This window comes from Trichocoleus sp. DQ-A2 (assembly GCF_039961915.1).
Lineage (GTDB): Bacteria > Cyanobacteriota > Cyanobacteriia > Cyanobacteriales > FACHB-T130 > FACHB-T130.
This window is the reverse complement of sequence record NZ_JAMPKD010000027.1, coordinates 39377-59546: the sequence shown is the minus strand read 5'-3', so window position 1 is coordinate 59546 and position 20170 is coordinate 39377. Positions and strand designations below refer to the sequence as shown.

Annotated in this window: 16 protein-coding genes; 3 read left to right on the top strand and 13 right to left on the bottom strand. The window is 45.4% G+C overall.

Features of this window, described 5'->3' with window-relative positions; translation table 11 throughout:
- Positions 1-3: 3 nt before the first annotated feature.
- The 5 genes from NC997_RS22580 to murF form a co-directional block, all read right to left on the bottom strand.
- Positions 4-2262 (bottom strand): PAS domain S-box protein, encoded by a 2259-nt coding sequence (locus tag NC997_RS22580; protein ID WP_190524075.1) that lies wholly within the window; start codon positions 2260-2262, stop codon positions 4-6.
- Between the two features lie 237 nt (positions 2263-2499).
- Positions 2500-6087 (bottom strand): PAS domain S-box protein, encoded by a 3588-nt coding sequence (locus tag NC997_RS22575; protein WP_190524072.1) that lies wholly within the window; start codon positions 6085-6087, stop codon positions 2500-2502.
- Positions 6088-6165: 78 nt separating this feature from the next.
- A complete protein-coding gene (locus NC997_RS22570; protein ID WP_190524069.1) occupies positions 6166-7170 on the bottom strand; it encodes a BMP family protein in 1005 nt (334 codons plus the stop codon).
- A 483-nt stretch (positions 7171-7653) separates the two neighbouring features.
- The gene (locus NC997_RS22565) at positions 7654-8229 is read right to left on the bottom strand and encodes a 3'-5' exonuclease (protein WP_190524066.1); all 576 of its coding nucleotides are present in this window, start codon (positions 8227-8229) and stop codon (positions 7654-7656) included.
- A gap of 73 nt (positions 8230-8302) precedes the next feature.
- On the bottom strand, positions 8303-9655 hold the full coding sequence (murF, locus tag NC997_RS22560) for a UDP-N-acetylmuramoyl-tripeptide--D-alanyl-D-alanine ligase (RefSeq protein ID WP_190429144.1): 1353 nt from the start codon (positions 9653-9655) through the stop codon (positions 8303-8305).
- Between the two features lie 420 nt (positions 9656-10075).
- Between murF and NC997_RS22555 the strand changes: the two genes are divergently transcribed.
- The 3 genes from NC997_RS22555 to rpsU all read left to right on the top strand — a co-directional run bounded on the left by NC997_RS22555 (position 10076) and on the right by rpsU (position 12969).
- Positions 10076-11356, top strand: coding sequence for a hypothetical protein (locus tag NC997_RS22555; protein WP_190524064.1), 1281 nt, complete (start codon positions 10076-10078; stop codon positions 11354-11356).
- 499 nt (positions 11357-11855) lie between these two features.
- The gene (locus tag NC997_RS22550; RefSeq protein ID WP_190524061.1) at positions 11856-12173 is read left to right on the top strand and encodes an RNA-binding protein; all 318 of its coding nucleotides are present in this window, start codon (positions 11856-11858) and stop codon (positions 12171-12173) included.
- A gap of 613 nt (positions 12174-12786) precedes the next feature.
- Complete coding sequence (rpsU, locus tag NC997_RS22545; RefSeq protein WP_190411722.1) at positions 12787-12969, top strand: 30S ribosomal protein S21; 183 nt, start codon at positions 12787-12789, stop codon at positions 12967-12969.
- A 41-nt stretch (positions 12970-13010) separates the two neighbouring features.
- On the opposite strand, the gene pth is transcribed toward rpsU, so the two are convergent.
- From pth to rsmA, 8 genes are all read right to left on the bottom strand, one after another.
- Complete coding sequence (gene pth, locus NC997_RS22540; protein WP_190411593.1) at positions 13011-13658, bottom strand: aminoacyl-tRNA hydrolase; 648 nt, start codon at positions 13656-13658, stop codon at positions 13011-13013.
- A gap of 83 nt (positions 13659-13741) precedes the next feature.
- Positions 13742-14329: a protoporphyrinogen oxidase HemJ gene (hemJ, locus tag NC997_RS22535; RefSeq protein ID WP_190524058.1), complete on the bottom strand. Its 588-nt coding sequence runs from the start codon at positions 14327-14329 to the stop codon at positions 13742-13744.
- 68 nt (positions 14330-14397) lie between these two features.
- Positions 14398-14622: a DUF2811 domain-containing protein gene (locus tag NC997_RS22530; RefSeq protein WP_190411595.1), complete on the bottom strand. Its 225-nt coding sequence runs from the start codon at positions 14620-14622 to the stop codon at positions 14398-14400.
- Between the two features lie 529 nt (positions 14623-15151).
- A complete protein-coding gene (locus NC997_RS22525; protein WP_190411596.1) occupies positions 15152-16819 on the bottom strand; it encodes an HD family phosphohydrolase in 1668 nt (555 codons plus the stop codon).
- A 628-nt stretch (positions 16820-17447) separates the two neighbouring features.
- The gene (locus NC997_RS22520; protein ID WP_190524055.1) at positions 17448-17624 is read right to left on the bottom strand and encodes a hypothetical protein; all 177 of its coding nucleotides are present in this window, start codon (positions 17622-17624) and stop codon (positions 17448-17450) included.
- A 98-nt stretch (positions 17625-17722) separates the two neighbouring features.
- A complete protein-coding gene (locus NC997_RS22515; protein ID WP_190411597.1) occupies positions 17723-18058 on the bottom strand; it encodes a DUF3082 domain-containing protein in 336 nt (111 codons plus the stop codon).
- Between the two features lie 49 nt (positions 18059-18107).
- A complete protein-coding gene (ispE, locus tag NC997_RS22510; protein ID WP_190432523.1) occupies positions 18108-19055 on the bottom strand; it encodes a 4-(cytidine 5'-diphospho)-2-C-methyl-D-erythritol kinase in 948 nt (315 codons plus the stop codon).
- Between the two features lie 137 nt (positions 19056-19192).
- The gene (gene rsmA, locus NC997_RS22505) at positions 19193-20044 is read right to left on the bottom strand and encodes a 16S rRNA (adenine(1518)-N(6)/adenine(1519)-N(6))-dimethyltransferase RsmA (RefSeq protein ID WP_190429159.1); all 852 of its coding nucleotides are present in this window, start codon (positions 20042-20044) and stop codon (positions 19193-19195) included.
- Positions 20045-20170 lie beyond the last annotated feature (126 nt).

Sequence of the window (20170 nt, the reverse complement as noted above, 5' to 3'; positions counted from 1 at the left end):
GTTTTAACTTTCCGCTGTTGCCAAAGGGAAGGTAAACCAGAAAGTAGAGCCGCGATTCGGGCGACTTGTCACTCCAATTTCTCCGCCGTGAGCGGTAATAATTTGCCGACAGAGATACAATTTTAACCCGATGTTAGTCGAGCAGCGAGCTTGAGGATCGCGGACAAAGAGATTGAATAAGCGATCGCACTCAAGCTGACTCATTCCTCTACCATTATCCTCTATGGTAAAGCGAATCATCTGCTTATCAACTTTAGCTTTTAGAGTCAATTTCAATCCAGGTGGATTTTGTTTTAAAGCATAGGTGAATAGGTTTTCAAAAACCCGCTGACTCTGATACGGATCGACCATGACTAACGGTAAATTTGCCGCCATCATATTTTTGATAGTTGCTTGATTTTCCGCCAGCATGGGTTGCAAGTCTCGGAGAATCGCCGGAACCAATGTATTTAATTGAACTAACTCTCGCTGAAGAACAATCCCTCTATTTTCGTTAGTATTGGTTTCGATTAATGACTGAATCATGCTCAGTTGGCGTTCGTTGCCTTGGATCATTCGCTCTACAAGAGAGCGAGGAATGGTCACTTTTTCTTCTGGCGATCCGAGCAGATTATTTAACACCATGATAGTGCCCTGAACCGAGGTGCGGAGATCGTGAGAAACTGTATGTAAAACAACGTCTTTAATCCGGTTCAGCTCTTGCAGTTCCTGCATTTTCTGCTGTAGCTGAGCGGTACGTTCTTCTACTTGGCGTTCTAGATTAGCATTTAGCGTTTGTACTTGTTGGAAGAGAGAAGATTGCTGAATTGCGATCGCTACCTGTACTCCCAGTTGATCGAGCAAGTCAATTTCATACTGCTGCCACTCCCGTGGTGCAGAGCATTGATTGGCAATTAAGATGCCATAAAGTTTGTCTCCTAGCATGATTGGGACACCGATGCCAGCTTTGACTTGATATCGATTGTGGTATTCAGCGATAAATGCAGATTTTTCTACTTTTGTTGTATCGTTGACAACTCGGATGCGATCGAGTTCAAATATTTGTTGAACTTCTTTGTAAGCAACGTTCTCCGTAACCCAACCTAAAATTGACGGAAAATTAGGATCTACTGACTCTGCAACGGTTGTACCTTGCCCCTTTTCATCAAAGTAACTAATAAACACGCGATCCGCGTGCAAAAACTGCCTAACTTCTTCAACTGTGGTGTTGAGAATTTCATTCAAATCGAGCGATCGCCTAATCCGCAAGGCAATCTCGTAGAGCAAGCGATCGCGTTCTGCGGTGGCGCGAACCAAAGCTTCAGCAGCTTTGCTCTCAGTAATATCACTCCTTACAGAAACTAAGCATGATTCGCCATTAATGTTGACAATTTCTGCTGAAAATAAATAGATTCCTACCTCGCCAGACTTCTTGCGAAACTCAAATTCCTGGTTGTGAATCGCTCCCTGTTCCCGCAACATCTGTTGCATCCTAATGCGATCTTCTGGATTCACCCAGGCATTGATTTCAAGTGAGGTACAACCAATAACTTCTTCTTTTTTATAATTACTAAGGCGGAGATAGCTATCATTGACATCAATATAACGCCCCTCATTGAAGGTTGTAATACTCATAGCATCAGGGCTATAACGAAACGCTATAGAAAACTTTTCTTCCGAAAGCAAGAGTGCCTCTTCGCGAGTCTTACGCTCGGTAATATCTATCAGTAAACCATTCCAATAAATGTCATTATTTCCTTGCAAAATAGGTCGAGCCGCAGTTTGCATCCACTTGAGGTTGCCCGATTTGGTAATCACACGACCTTCCCATATCCAAGGTTGAAGATTCGCTGCCGAAATAACTAATGATTGTTCATAAGCTTCCCGATCGTCTGGATGGATCAGGTTCCATAGCAGAGGTGGGTCTGTATAAGCTGAATAAGATGCTAATTCTAAGAATTCTTGGCAACCGGAATGGGCAAATAGTAACCAGCGAGAATCATCACAATTGAGAAGCTGAAAAATAATTCCCAGCTTATTTGCTGCCACTTTTTCAAGTGTTGAGTCACTTTGTGCCGGAGAAATTTCTGCGGGTAAAAGATTTTCCCAGGAATGGGTGACAGTTGGGAACTGAAAATCTGAATCGACTTGTGTTTGAGTTTGGCTGACTATTTCTTCAACACTTTCTTCCTCCAAATTCAGGAGTAGCTTTAACTGTTCAAAAGCTGCTTCATCTCGACAGCAAGCGCGTAAAGCTTGTAAATAATTTAAATCAGAAACCATGTCCTTCCTAGATGTTGGATGACACTGAAAAACTGATTGATGAGCAGCACGTGATTTAGTTCTCTGAGTCAAGAATTTCTTTTTCAACATTGCACTCACCCTTCATTTTCAGTATTATTCAGTCTTATTCCAAGTTACAATAAGCACTGGCGATCGCCTTCGTGCAGGTGACTCACCCGATTGGGTGATTTTTAGCGATCGGTCATTAGTCAGTGGTAACGCAATAATGACGATGAACTAACCAGCTTTTTCTGCCTCTGGTGAGGTTGCTAAAGGTAATGTGAACCAGAAAGTTGCTCCAGTTCTGGGGGCGCTAATGGCACCAATTTGTCCCCCATGAGCAGTGATGATTTGCCGACAAAGATATAACCCTAGACCGATGCCAGCAGAACGGGCGCGGTTTCCTCGAACATAACGATCGAAAAGACGATCGCACGCTTCTGGAGTCATCCCGATCCCGTTATCAGCAACGGTGCAATGAATCATCTCTTCTTCTATGGTGGCTTCCAAGGTGATGCGAAGTCCGGGTGGGTTATGGTTCAGAGCATTAGTCAGCAGATTTTCAAAAACTCGTCTTAGCTGCAATGGATCGGCTGTCACGCCCGGTAAATCGTCGGGAACTCGATTTATCAGCGACGCTTGATGTTTTGATAGCAGCGGTTCTAAGTCTTCTGCGATCGCTTGAATCAACGTACTCAATTCTACAAACTCATATTGGAGGACAACGCCGCGAACTTCGCTGGAATGCGCTTCGAGGAGGGAGTTGATTAAACCCAGTTGGCGATCGCTACTCTGGATCATCCGCTCTAAAATTGAGCGAGGAATGGGAATCGTGTCTCCTGGCTTATTCAACAAGTTATTCACTACCAAGGACATTCCCATAATCGGGGTGCGAAGATCGTGAGAAACTGCATGAAGAAACTCATCTTTGAGTTCGTTCAGCTCTTTGAGTTCCTCCATTTTTTGAATAAGTTGGGCAGTGCGCGTCTCAACTTGACGTTCCAAACTAGCATTGAGATCCTGTACTTGTTGATAGAGTTTTGCTTGCTGAATGGCGATCGTCACTTGAGTTGACAGCGATGAAAGCAAATCAATTTCCAATTGTTTCCAGTCACGCGGGGTTGTACATTGATCGACCATCAGGATTCCCCACGGCTCGTCATTCAGAAGAATCGGTACAGCCAGATAAGCTTTGATATGATAATTGGAAAAATCTTGAGAAATCGCTGAAGAAAGCTCTATTTGAGAAGTATCTTTGACAACGTGGATGCTTTTATTCTCAAACATCGCTCTGATTTGTTGCATATGTTCTTCATCTGTGGGACTCCATCCCAAAACAGGTCGCCAAGGGGGAGCGACCGATTCCGCAACCACCTCAAAATTGCTATAAATACGACTGATAAAAACCCGATCTGCTAACAGAAAATTCCGGACTTCTATCACAGTAGTATCTAGAATTTGCTGAATATCGAGTGATTGTCGAATCCGGAGTGCCATCGCGCCCGACAAGCGATCGCGCTCCGCCGAGAGTAACAGCGCCTCTTCTGCACGCTGGCGCTCGGTAATATCAATTCCTAACCCAAAGAAAAAGTCAAGTTCCCCATTTTCTTTCGCAACCGACTTTCCGTGCCATTCTACTAGCAGTTTTTCGCCTTGTTTGGTAAGCACGTAGTTGTGCCTTTGAGGCAGTTGCTGTAGTTGGATGACATGCTCAAAGACTTCAGAAACGATTGCGCGATCGCTTTGGGGAATAAAAGTTGAAAGATAATCAGTTCCTAAAACCTCCTCAAAGGTATAACCAAGAGCGTGAAGCATTGCGTCATTCATCATCCTGACGGTGCCATCCGGATTGATAGCCACAAAAAAAGCTGGAGAAGTTTGGACAATCGTGGTGTTAAAGTCTCTTTCTTGGCGTAGTTTCTCCTCTGCTTGCTTCCAATCGGTAATGTCTTGCGTCATCACCATTGCCGCAAAAATTTCTCCGCCCTCATTTTTGACGGGAAGTGCGTGCAAAAGATAGATCCGGGAAGCAGCGCGATCGCTATCAGACGAATTATTGTAAGGAACTTCAATAACAGTGCCTTTTCCTGCCAGCGCCGCCCGATAAGTCGGCTCTAACAATTCACAAGTTTCACGAGGTAATGTCTCCCAAAGCATCTTTCCTTCTAACAACTCTTTAGAAAGACCAATAGCCGCTAATCCTGCACCTTCAGCAATCGTGTAACGGAGGTCTTGATCGAATAAGAAAACTGCGCCGTTCGGAAAGTTTCTTGCAAGCGTGCGGTATAATTCCTCACTTCGCGTCAGAGCTTCTTCCACTCGTTTTCGTTCGGTGATATCTATCCCAATACTGATAATGTAATTAACTGAGCTATCCGCATCGACGAGAACCGTATTCGACCAAGCAATCGGTCTTCGGCTTCCATGTTTCGTTACCCAGTAGTTTTCATTAGTCTTAGGAAATTCCCCTGATTGAAGAGCTTTAAAGATAGTTTTGACGGGTTCCAATTCCTCCGGAATTATAAATAAATCCCAGAAATACTTGTTCTTGACTTCTTCAAATGAATATTGAGTTGTTCTCTCGCAAGCTCGATTAAAACGGATGATTCGTCCTTGGCAATCGAGAACTACCACTAAAGCACCAGCCGTATCAAGGATGGCAGAAACAAAATTTCGCTCCTTCCTCAAATCTTTAATGAGTCCCCGCAATTGAGACGTCATTTCATTAAAAGTGGTCGCTAATACCCCCAATTCATTGCCTTGTCTAACTGTGACTTCCGTATCTAGATTTCCCCCACTAATTTGGGCTGCGGCTTTTGTTAAACGCTGCAAAGGTAATACAATTTGCCGGGAGAAGAACCAACCCAGCTCAATTGCCACTAGCATCGCCACGCTCAATGCTATCCCCATCACCAAAAGCATTTTTCGCACCGGAGCGTAGGCTTCAACGGTGGGTAGTTCTACCACCACCTTCCAGCGCCCAGTCCGGATGGTAGAAATGGCTCCCACAACCTCAACACCTCGCAAACCTTGATAAGTAGTCAGCCGTTTTGCACCATTTAATTTAGTTAATTTTTGGATGAATGGGTAGTGTGAGAGGTCTTTCAGATTAAAACTTTCAGGGGATTTTTCTTTTTCGGCAATTAAATAATTGCGGCTATCGATCGCATAAGCATAACCCGTCTTCCCTACTTTGGTGTGAGAGAGAACATTCCAGAGAAACTTTAAATTGATCCAAGCCATTAAAACGCCATTAATTTCATCCTGTTGATTGCGAATGGGCACGGCTAAGATGACCGTCTGCAAGTGAGTCTTAGGGTCAATTCTAACGGGGCTGACAAAATCTTCCTGTTGTCTAAAAGCTTGTAAAAATGATGTAGAAGCTTCTTCTTGATAGAAAATTGCTTTACCATAAGGAGAAGAGGAAGAAACAATATTACCCTTATTATTAAAAATTGCCACTGTTTCATAAGCACTATTGTGGCGGGTTAACGCTTCCAGAAATCTATCTTGAATCTCAGGCGAAAGATCGGTCAATCCTTGCACTCTCGCTAAATAGCTTAGTTTCCGCTGCAAGTCATCCAAGTAAGCATTGATTTCCCCAGCAGCCGCATGACTGCGCTCTTGTTGGGCAATTTCTACTTGTTGCAATTGAGCTTGAAAGCTTAGATAGATTAAAATTCCCGAAGTGAGCAATAGTGTTGAAATGACTAGCAAGACCAGACCGTATCTCAGCTGATTTGCAATTGAAGAAAGCCAAGATAAAGGTAAATTTATACCTGTATTAGCTTGATGCGAAGCACTGTTGCGATTTCTTTTGTTCATCGTGCCTCCTAGCTCAGAAAGTTGCACCCGCTGATTCGCAATTGTTTAAAAACCCTACAGAAGCGATGTAAATTGCCTCTAGGGTGAAACATCTATTTTGCCAGTGACGATCTCTTGCTTAACAGAAGCGACGAAAGCTTCTTGCTCTGGAGTTAACGAGCCATAAAAAGGAGCTAAATCTTGGACTTCCTCTAGCAGCCCAAACTTGTATTGCTTGCCTTCCCATCGCCCCTGTTGTACCAAAGTTGCTCCCTCCAGCATTAACATAGGCACCTGCTGGATAACGCTGGTAACAATCGTCTTTGGAGCCAGTTTGTGCTGATTTTCAATCTCATTGGTGGCATGTCTCCAGCTGATAACGTAAACGCCCTTACTTTGGGCAGCTACTTTAATAACACCTATATTGGCTCTATCGGCATCAACGACTAAAACATCAGTTCCTGCTGCTACTTGCTCTTGGGCAATTTTTCTAGCTTTGTCCGCATCTGACCAACTGTTAAGCCACTTGATAGAAACTGTACTGTCCAGTTTCGTTGCCCGGACACCCCGTTTAAATAAGATAGCCTCTTCTTCCATCACTGGATATGCTTGACCGCCAATAAAGGCAACTTTTTTAGTTTTGGTTTTGAGTCCGGCAACGACCCCAGTTAGATAACCCACTTCCCCACTCCGAAACGCCAAAGCACCCACGTTTTTATTGTTACCGGCATAACTGCTCATGAGGGCAAATTTAGTGCGGGGAAAATCTTTGGCAACTGTTTCGGCGGCGTCGCGATATTCATCACCATGACTGATGAGGAAATCAAAACTTTTTTGGGCATATTGACGAAAAAGTTTCTCACCATCAGCTTCAGGAACGCTAGCAGTATAAGCCACCTCAGCCCCAAGTTCTTTTTCAATCAATTTCAGCCCTTCGTAACCTGATTGATTCCAACCTTTGTCATTTATAGGGCCAGGAAAAAGCATTGCTACTTTAAAAGTCCCGGATTTTCCAGCCTCAGGTGTAGGTGTAATCTTGCTTCCGGTTGCACCGCAGGCCACCAGAAACAAAGTTAAAACTAGGCAAATAGTTTTCTTGCTCATGGATAGTGGGTAGTGGGTTATGGGTGGTGGGTAGTTGGTAAGGATGACCACTTATTACCTACTACCTCTTGACTAAGGACTCAGGACTACTAAGACACTAAAAGAATTTTGCTTCTAGATTCTATCTACTTTTATTTAATTGGTCTAGCTGGGGTCAGCAGGAAATATCCTCTCTATAAAGCGTTCATTATATTTGCGATTTTTTTTAATTGATAAATATAAAACAAATTATTTTATGGGGAACAAGATGAGTATTATTGCAGCTATTGATAATATTTCCCCACAGGTTGTTGCCCCAATTTTATTTTAAGCTAACTTATACTAATACTATTTAACTTTTGTGATGCTAAACTTCAGATACTTCCAAGCTAAGCTCAAAGAAGTGCAACTCGCTATCAGCCTCTGCTGAACCTAAGAGAATCGATGGAAGTAATGTGGGTGTTGGTGTTTCAGCGGGCATAACGAATGGGTGAGTTTAAGTTTTCAACTTGCACCTAGTGTTACATTTATTCTTTTTTGTAATATTAATATCGATAAAATACCGGCTATATTCCAAGCATCATCTCCTCCTCTATGGGGAGTTCCTTCAAGGGGAAGATTCAGTAATTCTAATGCCATATCCATGCCAATTTCATTTGGCATGGCATGAATAATCCCAAAAAGAGTTTTGATATTTATATGTCGGGTTCCGAAAGGATAACTGATATGGCGAGATTGGCATTGTTTTTCAAATTGTCGTCGGTCGTAGTCGCCGTAGCTTGCCCACACTCTATCTTTTGATAAATATTTTTTCTTTAAAATTGAGCAGGCTGATTCAAAAGAAATTCCTAGATTAACTTGTGCTTGAGTTAATGTGGTTAGATTGGTGCAAAATTGACTAACTTGGGAACGTTCGGGTTTCACGAGGATACTTTCTTTTTCCAAGCGCTCTCCCGTAGCGATATCAATTGGACAAATCCCAATTTCGATGATTTCGTTTTCTTGTCCAGCGGGTGGATTTCCTTGCCAGCAAGTTGATTCAATATCAACCACAAGGATTTGGTCTAATTTCTTAGCCATTTTGGGGTGACTTTTTGTTTGGTGTGGACACCCCGTAGAGGTGCCTCTACGGGGTATTGGGAATTTGAAATAATTAGTCAGTTAATTCGGTGCGAAGTTGATTGACAACTCGGCTTAAGGCTACTGAATGGGAGGCTTTGAAAAGGATGCGATCGCCTTCTTGCACCATTTCTTTCAAACGCTCTACCACAGCCTGATGCGTCGAAAAGCACTCAGCAGGTAAAGGGGCAGCACCCAGAGCGATCGCTTCGGCTTCTTTGTCATCTACCAGCACCAGCAAAGCGTCTAGATTCAACCGCCGCGCCGCTTCTCCAACTGCGAAGTGGAATTGGGGCGATCGCTCTCCCAATTCCTTCATCGTCCCCAGAACCGCAATATGCCTTTTTCCTGGCGTTTGTGCCAACAATTGCAGTGCCGCCAGCATTGACTCTAGCCCAGCATTGTAGGTTTCATCCAAAATGGCAACATCGTTGGGCAAATCGTAGCGCTGTGCCCTCCCAGATGGGAGATTTACCGACAAACCGGCGGTTAACGATTTCCAGTCAACCTGGAGAACTTTAGCTACTGCCAAGGCTGCCAGAAAATTAGATGCATTATGACGCCCCGGTAGCGGTAACGGCAGATGCACCCCTTCGACGCACAATGTCTCGTTATCAATCAATTCCCCGCGTAAATCTCCCCCTTCCAAGCCGTAGGTAATGGTTTGCCCTTGCCAAACTGTTGCCGCAGTTTCCATTAACAAGCGGTTGTCGTGATTCAGAACAGCGATGCTATTGGAAGGCATTTCCGCGAGTAATTCGCATTTCGCTTGGGCGATCGCTTCCTCCGAACCCAACCGCCCGATATGCGCGGTTCCCACATTCGTAATTACCGCTACAGAAGGTTGTGCAATTTGTGTTAATAGGGCAATTTCACCCCTAGCACGCATTGCCATTTCAATAACAGCATAGTTATGCATTGGTGAAAGTTCTAATAGTGTTTTGGGAACACCAATTTCGTTGTTGTAGTTAGCCTGAGTTTTAAGAATGTCGCCCTTTGTTGACAAAACTGCTGCAATTAATTCTTTGGTAGTGGTTTTACCTACCGAGCCGGTTATACCGATTACAGGGATATCGAACTGCAAGCGCCACCAATGAGCGATCGTTTGATATGCTTTCAAGGTGTCTTCTAGGCACAAATGTGGAAGAGATCCCGACAATGGGTGGTCAGTAATGGCTGCGATCGCTCCTTTTTCTAGAGCAGTTTCCACAAACTCATGCCCATCAAACTTGTCTCCCCGTAGTGCCACAAAAATTTCCCCCGGCTTCAGGCTACGGGTGTCAGTTGTAATTCCTGCAACATATCTTGCTAATTCGGCGTCAGATAGATTGATTGGTTTCGCCCCTATGATTTGGGCTATTTGAGAGAGGAGGACGTGACAAGGCATGAGGCTTATGTTCATTCAAGAAGATTCATCCTTATCATGCACTACGCAAAGCGTTAGAACAAAAGATGCATTTTGAGCAGTGATTTCCATCACATAATCCGCTATCTTGTCCCACTACTTTAGAGGTAGATGCGCGAAGTGAATAATTGATGCTCTGCGGCATCCGTATTTCTACTTCATCGAAACTTCACAATTTTGCCGCATATTTGCGGAACCATTTGAAGAATCAACCAAGATATGCTCTATTTGGGGTAATCTTTCTCCGATTATAGGAGTATAGAAAATAGCCCCCTTATCAGGGTGATATTTAGGGTGCATCGATTCAAGCGTCTACTACACGACAGTTGCAATAGAAATAAACCGAATCAACCGAACTGATATAAACTCAGCCCTAGCGTGCGTACGTAGGGGGGCATTGAAGTGACAACCTGGACAGACTGTTATCACCGACACACTAGCACTGAAGAGCAGCAGCTTTACGATCATTTGCTTTACTGGGTTCAACATGAATCACCCAGTCGGATGATCGAGCGATTTCGCCAGCTGTTCATGGATGGCGTGGGGTATTCAGAGCCAAAAATCTGGATGGCGCTGGAGAGAATTACGACTTCCAAGCAGGCTGAGCAGGAATTCCGGTTTATTCTTAATCGGTGCTGCCATATTCTGATCAATCGCTGGCAGATGCACCCCAATCTCCAAGCGTCCATCCCGGATTTGGTAGAAATATTCCAGACGCCTCCGGTCATGGGAACGGTTCGCTCTCGCGGAGCCAGACGTTTGCGGGAACTGGTAAGGATTTTCAACCAGACGGAGCAATATCTGACCCTGCGACGGCTAGCCCAGGTGATGAGTCAAGCCGCAGAGGCAGCTGGCAATGACTCTAAGCCTTTAGGAAGCTTAATTCGCCGGTATCCCTACCTATATGAACATTGCCTGTTGAGTGAAGACAGTTCTTACGAGCATCAGCAAACAGTTCGGCAAATTCAATCCCGAATTCAGCGGGGATTTGAAGTCGATTTGTCTCAGTACGTGACTTACCAAGTACGGCGTGCCCAAGTGTCGCGTCAGACTTGCCCTAGTCAACGCGAACGAATTATCCAGCCGGTGACGAATCCAACGTTATTGAGCGATCGCGAACTGGGTGTTGCTCTCAAACAATTTTACGGCAAAGTAGAAGGCTCCCACACCTACCGAGATTTATCACAGCGCTTCCTCACCCACACTAGCCAAACACCTTCCTACAGAGCTTTTAAATGGGATTTATACGAATATCTGACCGCTTCCATTGACCCAGAATTTGGTAAACGTCAGTTTAACGAGCGCTTGTATGCCCAGCTAAAAAACACTCTCCCGAATAGCGATTCCCAAAGACCTAGCGAATTCTTGATTGTCCGAACTTGTAGTCAATTGTTGAACTTTTTAGTGGTAGAAAGTCCGCAGCGACCGAATCACTATGTCTTCGTCGATCTGATTACGAATTTGGGGGCGACATTCACAACCGGCTTGCTTTTGAAAATAGTGCTGCTGTGCCGCAAGGTCAAGCCCTACTTGGAAAAGCGATTTTCAATTCTTTTTAACCACTACGAGTCTTATGCCAGAGATGGTGTGCCGTGGTTAATCAAATCTCTGGAAAATCTGAATGTAGCTTTAAGCCTACACTTTGGGGATGCTGATGTTTCCTGCTTGAGCCAAATATTATGAGCTAAATATTATCAGGAATTGCCGCTGATTGCCCCAACGAAGGCAAGAGGCATTATTTTTTACTTTTCTAGTTTTTCCAATTACCACTACATTTCATCTGTCTATTGCCCCGAATTCAGCAGGGGTTCAGGAAAGCTGATGTGTAGCCTCACAAAAGTGAAATGGTAACAGTTAGCTCAAATACAATCCCTAACCCCCTAAGCCTCCTTCCCTTAGTGGAGGAATTGAGGGGGTTCGCGGGGGCGCAAGGAGGGTAGACAGACGAAGAAATCCGACTTCTGCTGCTGGTGAAAAACAGTTTTCCCCTGATTTTGTACGCCTGCTTAATGAAAAGTTAGGAACGGTTCGATTCAGAAAATAAATTTTATGCTAGAATCTTGCTCGTGAATCAGAATCGGATGTAAGCTTTGTTACTCGCGCAGCAAGTTTATCTCTACTGTGTGGGCAAATAGCTCTCCGAAACTGGAGCTTGAAAATATTGAATGGTGGAGATATTTCCGTGTCGATATATGTAGGAAACCTATCCTACGAAGTTACGCAAGACGATCTCACATCTGTCTTTACAGAGTACGGAACCGTTAAACGAGTTCAGCTGCCTACAGATCGAGAAACGGGGCGGATGCGTGGCTTTGGATTTGTAGAAATGGGAACGGATGCTGAAGAGGAAGCTGCAATTGAAGCCCTCGATGGAGCAGAGTGGATGGGTCGCACCCTGAAAGTAAATAAAGCCAAACCCCGTGAAGATAGGGGTGGGAGTCGCAGTCCGGGAAGCCGGAGCGGTCAAGGAGGAGGAAATTTCTCTTCCCGGCGCTATTGAGCTAGTGGCTTAATCATGTCAACTTGAGATTGAAATAACAGCAAAGATCGATTGCCTGTAATTCTCTGCTTGATTTCGGTTAGGGACTAGCAGTGTTAGTTGGTCAAAATTGAGTAAAAATGTGCCCAGCATCTTACGACTACACCAGACCAGGTTAGTCGTAAGATGCTGGGTGGCGCATGGTACAATCAATGCTTAGGGTAGCTTAAGTGTGCTGCTCGCCCGTCGTTTGGCTGGAGTCATCTCAGGTACTCAGAGCGACTGAATAAGGTAGGGCTGCTCCTGGAAGTCCGAGACTGAGTACGTTGGTAGGCTAATCGCACTCGTCGGGAAAAACAATAAGCAAAAAGCTTTGTACAGAAGCGATATTGGGTCTGTACAACTCCAGTACGCAAAGGGTCTGGAGGTGAGTAGGGCACTAGAGACTCGGCAGCCAAGTCTTTACCCGAAACACACCGAAAACGGCAGTAGGGACATGGTCATAACCCTGGCCCCTGCTCCAATCGCAGGAGGAATGAACGAAAGCTGCGATCGCTCAAGGGAAGCCATCGATCGTGGATTAAGTTCACACCCGAAAAGCAACTTAATCACCTATACAGAGGAATCATCAAGAATGACCCAAGTGGTTTTAGGCGAAAATGAGGGAATAGAATCAGCTTTGCGCCGCTTCAAACGGCAAGTATCCAAGGCTGGAATCTTAGCAGATTTTAGATATCGGCGGCATTTTGAAACTCCCATAGAAAAGCGCAAGCGCAAGGCAACTGCTGCCCGCCGCAAAAAAAGACGTTTTGGGTAACAAAAGTGAGTTGCCCTGGCGTGCTACCACTACAGCATCAGCTAGGGCGCTTCTTTAGATTCTTTATTTGCCATAACACTACGGCTATTGTAAAGACTCATAGATTTCTCAACTCCTTGTTTGAGGCTCAACTCCACCGCCTCAACCACGAGTTGCATGACATCAGACAAAGCTTTACTTTCATCAGGGGAAAACCGACCCAAGACGTGGGAAACCGTGTCCTGTTCTACTTTGGTTTTACCGATGCCAATCCGCAATCGAGGGAAATTTTGAGTACCGAGATGAGCGATCGCAGACTTCATTCCATTATGTCCCCCAGCCGAACCAGAAAGACGCAAGCGAATCTTTCCCAGCGGCAAATCCATATCGTCATAAATTACTAGGACAGACTCTGGTGGTAGTTTATACCAATCCGTCACCGCGCGAATTGCCTGTCCGGAGAGATTCATATAGGTAAGGGGTTTGAGTAACCGCACCTTGTCTCCGTGTAATCCGCGTCCCTCCCCAAACTCCCCCTGGAACTTGCGATTTTCACTCTTGGAAATTTGCCAGGAACGCGCTAAGGCATCAATCACTTCAAACCCGATATTGTGTCGCGTCTTCTCGTACTTGGGTTCTGGATTCCCCAGACCAACGATTAGCTGGGGAATCACTAGAGTAGAGGTTGCCTTTCCGTTGTCAGTGGTCATTTTTTGATTGTCCATTATCAATTGTCTATTATTACTAACCACTAACCTGGGTCAAGCGAATTAAGAAGCGATCGCTAACTTCGTCAGATTACTTGTTGAGCCTCTTCTTGGGGAACAGAAGCCATGAGTTTTTCTTGGTCGCGCTTACGCTTTTTCGCATAAAGCTGAATGGTCGCTGCCATCGTCACAATCAGCCCAACAACGAGCCAAGTGGTAATGTCTGTAGGCAGGCTATTCTTAAACACAGCCAACAAAACAATCACCACTAAAAGTAACGTCGGTGCTTCATTCAAAGCGCGTAACTGCTGACTATTCCAGGTGCATCGGTCTTCGGCTAACTGTTTGATGAGACGACCACAGTAATGATGGTAGCCAATCAAAGCAGTCACCAGACCGAGTTTGATATGCAACCAACTCTCTCGTAGCACTTCAGTCTCAGTACTTACCAGACCAATTGCCATCGCTACCGTGACAATCATGCCCGGTGTAGTGATGATGTTGTAAAGGCGTTTTTCCATAATCTGATACTGATTCTTCAGAATCGTTTGGGCAGGTTCTGGCTGTTCCGACGCCTCTACGTGATAAATAAATAAACGTACTAGGTAGAACAAGCCTGCAAACCAAACCACAAAGCCGACAATGTGAAAAGCCTTAAACCAGAAATAAGCCATCAATCGTGTCCTCTACAGTCAAACTCTGTAAAATCAACAAGTTTTTGCAAGGGTAGCAGAGCAATTTTTCAAACTGAGTGCTGGAAGAGAGTTTCCAGATAGACCCGTGCTGCTTTGCGATAACTGTGCGAAGCTTCTGGGGTGCTGCCATTACCATTTTGCAGCAAGAACAGCGACAGCGCTGCGGCAAATACCCGGTCTTGATCCCAATCGGGATGAGTTTCCAGGTAATCTTTGAGAGATTCGTGTAGGTCTTCGGGAATTTCTGCCAAGATACTGATATTTGTGTTCATAGAATTCCTTTGCGTTGTCTATGGGTAAGGGCGCAACAGGCCCATGCCCTTACAAGGGTCAGTCTTGCAGTTGCCAATCACACTGACCGTCGCATCATTGTCTGCTGAGAGGGGGTAGGGTTGTCAATGCTGCGAAATATTACAGGCCGGGGTATGTCTAAAAAATATTCACGAGTTAATCAGCTTTGTAGGCGGATTTTTGTTACTTATCTTTACAAAAACTCGGTTGCTCTCGGCTGAGTTCCTGTCTTTTAGAAAAATCCCCAATAGAACAGCAAAACCCGATCCGAGTGTTCAACCCTGTGGAAAAGGTCAGAGAACCTGTGGAAAAAGTTGAACGCCTTTGTGGAAAGGCTGGGGAATGGGTGGGGAAAAGTTGGGTGAAAGATAAGAATTGCAAAGTGCTAATCGAAGGACGGCTGATACTCAGTCGAGGGTTGAAATGTTGATACTTTAAAACGTTGGTCGGTTAAAATTTAACTTTTTAATCCGATCCAACATTTCAACCTTAAATGGGTATCCTACGGAATCAGGCGGCTGAAGGAGCTGGAACTGAGAGGGAATGTCCCAAAGCAGCGAAAACTTGGCGTTGCTCAAACAGGGTAACGAGGTCGCTGTTGATTTTGTTTTGGGCGGCTTCTGCTTTGAGGATTTTCAGGGCAGTTTCTACGGGCAAGCGGCGCTTATAGGGGCGATCGCTTGCTGTAAGAGCATCATAAATATCCGCAATTGTCAATATCTGAGACTGAATTGGAATCGCTTCCTGTTTCAAGCCTTGAGGGTAGCCACTCCCGTCGAGTTTTTCGTGATGCCCTGCGGCGATCGCGGGAACATCTTTGAGGTGTTTCGTCCAGGGTATCCGGTTGAGAAACTCAAAAGTGTGCGTGACGTGCGCTTGGATGATTAAACGCTCTTCGGTTGTCAGGTTGCCTTGTGGCACCATTAGCTGAGCAATCTCTGTCGGTGAGAGGAGAGGCTTGATCTGTCCATCCACATCTTGATAAGTGTAACCAGACAGCTCTTGGAGCCGTTCTGGAAGCTCTTGGGCGAGAATGTGGGGTTCGTTCGCCTCTAGTAGGAGATGCCAATATTCATTGAGTTGCGCGATCGCATCCTCTAACTGACTATCTAATTGTTGTAGCTGTTGGCAGTGGGAACAGACAATTTCCGAATCTTTATGTTGATGGCTGGGATGCTCCAGTAAATACTTAAATTTAGTCTGGGCGCATTCCATTTCCAGCGTTCGCTGCGCCACAGCAAAGCGGTTACGAATCACCTCTATCTGGGATGGGTAGAGTTTTTTCTGCTTCCCCAGAATGGCTTCGGGTGTACTGACTTTGCCAAAGTCATGTAACAGTGCGGCGTAGCGAATTTCTTGGATTTGGCGTTCGTTAAAATAAATTGACCGCAGCGATCCCGTGGTAATTGTACTGGCTTCTTGCGAGAGACGCACCACTAAGTCGGCAACTCGTTCGGAATGCCCGGATGTTGTGGGATCTCGTGTTTCAATAATTTGGACAGAAGCTCTAACAAAGCCTTCAAATAGATTTTCAATACTTTCTTGCAGCTGATTGCGTTCGATCGAGATCGCCGCCTGAGAAGCAAGCGATCGCACAACGCGCTCTTCCCAAGCAGAATAAGGTTGGGTAACATTCAGCACATTTTCAGGCGTGACAATCGCATCACGATTAACCTTGCGATTAATTAGCTGAAGCACCCCAATAATTTCCCCTTCACCGTCTTGCATGGGTAGCACTAAGACGGAGCGAGTATGGTAAGGAATCGAGCTGTCAAAACTGCGATCCAACTGATAGGGAACTTCCAGGGGTAAATTATAAGCATCCGGCAAATTTAAGCTTTCACCTGTCAGCGCCACATACCCTGCCAGACTTTTCGGAGTCAATGGCATCAAAAACTCTTGAAAGGAATCGCTGCATTGAGAATCATTTTGCGCGACCTTAAACACTAACTTGGGAGTGTCACTACTTCGCTCTACTAAATAAACACTCCCCGCATCACTACAAGTAATTTCCCGACTCTTCGATAAAATCAGATTCAGTAATTCTTTTAAATTATGACTGCTCGAAAGCGCTGTCCCGATTGCCAAAAGTTGCTCAATGAGTTCTGCTGGCTCTTTGATTTCCGGAAGCCACACTTGGTTCTTCGCTGTGATTATCTGGCAAGGGGAGACAGTCATAAGTATGCACCGTTTGATTACACGTAAGCTTGATGGTAGCTGCTTGAATATAGGTTTCTAAAAAAGCAACTCAGGCACCGCAGAGCAGGAATACCGGGTTTATCTTTGCAGCCGGTAATGCTCCTCGCTCAACCAGGAGTATTTTAATCCTAGTTTTTGGAGCGAACCTCTCTATGACTATCATCTGCTATTTCTACGCACCTCTAAACAGAGATTTTAAAGAAAAGATAAAGTTAGCAAGATTTGCGACGAAATCAGAAGCATAGTTTGTCTTGAAAGTTACTGTCGAGTCTGTTGAAAAGGCTAAAAACCGTCTTTTTAGAGTGATTACTTATTTGCATACTTCATCTATTCTTCATAATTCTTCTTGAAAAATTTACACTGGTTGCTGAGTCCTAAATTCTAATTTCCAGGTAATTTGGCGTACCAGTCATCGGCATTTTTACTGATTCTTTTTAATGACTTTCGGGAGATGCGAGCTAAGTTAGCTAGAATCAAGCTCATCTTGCCTTAAAATAGGAGTTTGTGGCGGTGATGGGCAAGAAAGCCGCATCAGAAAAAATTGCCAAGACAAGTCTTTTTGACAGTGCGAAATTGTAATGAGTATTACAATTTCCCTAGTAGTTGCTCATCTGATTAGGCATAGCAGTTCTAAATAACTCGGAAAGGTCAGATCCCAGACTTCGGGAGAGAAGTCTGGGATCTGATAGGCTGGCTCACCGCTCAAATCGGATTGCTCTAGTTCGCTAACGGCGCGGAAAATTGGGAAGCTAGCACCCACCATCGGCAAGCTTCCCCGATTCATTCCATTTGTCTCAAGATAAAAATGCCCACCCGACTTTTGGGATGCTAAAGCTCTCGACGGGTATCTCGCTTTGCCCTGAAAGTAATTAGATAAGAATTCTAATTTTGACTGGGTGGAGGCGTCCGATTCGTCAAGCGTTGAAAGGCGATTTGGATCGCTAAGGCAACTAGACCAACAGCCACTAAGGCAAAGATAGAGGTTGCCAGCGTGCTGACGCCCACCACGAGGGTGCGAACAGCGATCGCAATATTGATGGTCGTTACATTATCCGAGTGGATGGGCTTGGCAGCAAAGCTTTGAGCAATTGAATTGGTGAGGAAATAACAACCTGTTGCCATTGCTCCTGCGATCGACGCACCACTCAAACAGCGTAGAGGACTCGTGGGCGTTTGGACTGGGGCTGGTGGGTTATCTGTAGTGTTCGGATTATTCATAGATTAATTGAGCGATTCGCAATTAGGGGGTAGTGAATATTTAGCGCAATCAATGGGCAACAACCCGAATCCCAGCGGTGGTAAACGGTGCTACCCACAAATCTAAATTGGGTTCGGGGATTGACTTTCTTACGTGCTGCTGTACTTGTTGTGCTTTGGCTTCTGATTCTGAGAGAGCAAACACGGTTGGCCCCGATCCCGACATCATTGCCCCCAAGACCCCCGCTTCATAGAACGCTTCCCGCAGTCGCAGCACTTGGGGATACTCCGGCAATACGACTTTTTCTAAGTCATTGTGCAGTAATTGACCGATTTTCACCTGATCTTTCTTGAAGATGGCGTTAACCATCGATCCAGAATGTACCCGTTGTCTGCGAGCCTCTAAACTATCAGCGTCAGAAACGTAGGTACTGATATACTTCTGCCGGTAAGTTTGATAAGCCCAGGGTGTAGATACCGCAAGGTTGCGGTATTTGCCCAATACCACCCAGGGATGCTCCAAATTAGGGAGGGGAGAGAGTTGTTCGCCTCGCCCAGTTGCCAGCGCTGTCCCCCCCGCGATGCAAAAGGGGACATCTGAGCCAATTTTTGCTGCCAGTTCTTGCAATTCCGACTGAGTGAGTCCTAGATGCCACAGCAAATCGATTCCCATTAAAACAGCAGCAGCATTGCTAGATCCCCCTGCTAACCCTGCCCCCACGGGGATTCGTTTGTTGATGTTAATCTCGACACCGCCGTACTGGGCAAAAGCTTGGGGAAATTCTGCCGCCATCAACTCTGCTGCGCGGTAGGCAAGGTTGGTTTTGTCTGACGGTACTAGGGGATGATCGCAGTGAACTTGGATGGATTCAGTGCTAAGCGATCGCAAATCAATTTGGTCGGTCAGACCAACACTTTGCAGCACCATCGCCAGTTCGTGATAACCATCTGGGCGATCGCTGATAATTTCCAGATACAGATTAATTTTGGCTGGGGAAATCAGGGTATAGGAACGCATTAGGGTTTTGTAGATATATGCCCACAGGCTCTCATACTGGGGCTACATAAACCAAGTTTGACGAGAGCAGGCTTAGTCAAACAAGCGATCTTTTCAGTCCGCGCACCATCCTGACAAGAGTTTGTGTAGCCGCAACTTTAGTCGTTAGGCTTGAGCAAATTACTCAAAGCAACCCACTGGGTAAGGCCCAAGTCTTCGGCGCGGGCTTGAGGGTTTACTTCTAATTGTTCCAGTATTTGGGTGAGGCGATCGCGTTCAACCACACTTTTCAGATTATTTCGCAACATTTTGCGCTTTTCGGCAAAGCCGAGTTTGACTAAATTCTCTAGGTGCTTGGGGTTCTGGGCGGGCGGTTCTATCAATCGCGGACGCAGCCGCACTACCGCTGAATCTACTTTGGGCGGCGGATAAAATGCTCCGGCTGGCACAATACAGATTAACTCGCACTCTGCCAAATACTGCACCCGCACGGTTAATGCCCCAAAATGTTTCGTGCCTGGTTTGGCATAAAGCCTTTGTGCGACTTCTTTTTGTACCAGCAGCACGATGGAATCAAACGGCTTAGCGGCTGGCTGGGCAATGGTACCTAACAACTTTTCCAGAATTGGGCCGGTAATGTTGTAAGGAATATTGGCAACAACTTTATTGGGATGTTGGAACGCTGGAAAAGGAGCAAGTTGAGCGTCTAAGTCGAATGAAAGGAAATCGCCTTGCAAAAGTAAAAAATGATCGACTTTACCTAATTGTTTAGCCAGCAGTTGACATAAATCGCGGTCAATTTCAACCGCAACAACAGATTGAGCTAAAGGTAATAAGCGACGAGTCAGGATGCCGGTGCCGGGGCCAATTTCTAAGACCCGTGAAGCGGAGCGATCGCCCTCAGGCGACTCGCTGCTGGATAACTCCGCTGCGGCGACAATTTGATTGAGCGCCTTGTCACTCCGCAGCCAGTGTTGAGCAAATTGTTTTCGAGGTTGAGGCGATCGCATGGAGGAAAGGATGCTGTTACAGTCTTCCTTCCAACCTACCACGCGGTCAAGTTGCTGCTTCCCCAAAGCTAAATAATGCCCTAAATCCAGAGCCAAGCCGCCTCAGTCGCCCCGGATCGACTTATT